The sequence below is a fragment of the Enterobacter sp. MGH119 genome (assembly GCF_001037675.1).
Lineage (GTDB): Bacteria > Pseudomonadota > Gammaproteobacteria > Enterobacterales > Enterobacteriaceae > Enterobacter > Enterobacter hormaechei_C.
Genome location: NZ_KQ089939.1, coordinates 1 through 1,308 on the forward strand (window position 1 = coordinate 1; position 1,308 = coordinate 1,308).

A 1,308-nucleotide genomic window follows, 5' to 3' on the forward strand; every position below is an offset into this window, starting at 1 on the left:
TGGCGATCACCGAAGTCTATGACGACGTGAACACCGCAGGCGTCATTGCCTCCGGCGAAGAAACCGACGACAACCGTCCGCTGATCAAGGGTACCGGTGCGGAAGCTGGCAACACCATCACCGTCTACAGCGGCGACAAGGTGATTGGCACCGCGAAGGTGCAGGCCGACGGCACCTGGTCCCTGGAGCCGACCACCCCGCTGCCGGACGGCAGGTACACCCTGACGGCGAAAGAGACCGACGGCGTGGGCAACGTCTCCGGTCCGTCCGGTGAGTACATCATCAACGTGGCCACCGTGCCGCCGCAGGCACCGACGCTGGACACCGTGTATGACGACGTGGCCCCGCACGCGGACTACCTGCAGAAGGGTGACGTCACCAACGACACCACCCCGACCCTGAGCGGCAGCAGCGGCGTGGCGGGCGGCACCATCAGCATCTACGACAACGGCCGCCTGATTGGCACCACCACCGTGGGCAGCAACGGCAGCTGGAGCTTCACGCCGGATACGGCGCTGGCTGACGGCAGCCACAGCTTCACCGCCACCGTCACCGACGGCGTGGGCCGCACCAGTGAGCCAACCGGCGGCTTCGGTATCGTTATCGATACAAAAGCACCGGACGCGGCCTCCGACCTGCTGGTCACCGACAACGTCGGTGCGTACCAGGGCCCGGTCGTGAGCGGCGACACCACCGATGACAACACCCCGACCCTGAGCGGCAGGGCCGAGCCGGGCAGCACGGTGAACATCATCGACAACGGCCAGGTTATCGGCTCCACGAAGGTGAACCCGGACGGCACCTGGAGCTACACCCCTGACCAGCCGCTGGCGAACGGCGCACACGACCTGACCACCACCGTCACCGATCCGTCGGGCAACACCGGGCCGGAAGGGTCGCACGTGGTCATCACCGTTGACGTGGTCCCGGGCAAGGTGGAAATCACCGGCGTGACCGACGACGCCGGCAGCGTGACCGGCAGCCTGTCCCGGAACGCGGTCACCGACGACACCCGTCCGCAAATCAGCGGCACGGCGAAGGCGGGCAGCACCGTAACCATCATGGACGGCAGCAACGTGCTGGGCACCACCACCGCGGGCGCGGACGGCACCTGGAGCTTCACGCCGAGCGTGGATCTGGGCCGCGGCGAGCACACCTTCACCGCCACGGCGAAGGATCCGATGGGTAATGAGTCAGCCAGCAGCAGCTGGACCGTGACCATCGATACCGATGCGCCGGTGAAGCCGACCATCGACGCGGCGCTGGACGACGTGGGCAGCGTGCAGGGTAACCTGGCGAACGGCGGCA

General features: G+C 67.3%; 1 protein-coding gene. It reads left to right on the forward strand.

From position 1 onward, the window contains the following. On the forward strand, positions 1-1,308 hold a 1,308-nt coding region (locus SK53_RS23440; RefSeq protein ID WP_048210094.1), incomplete at both ends, for an Ig-like domain-containing protein.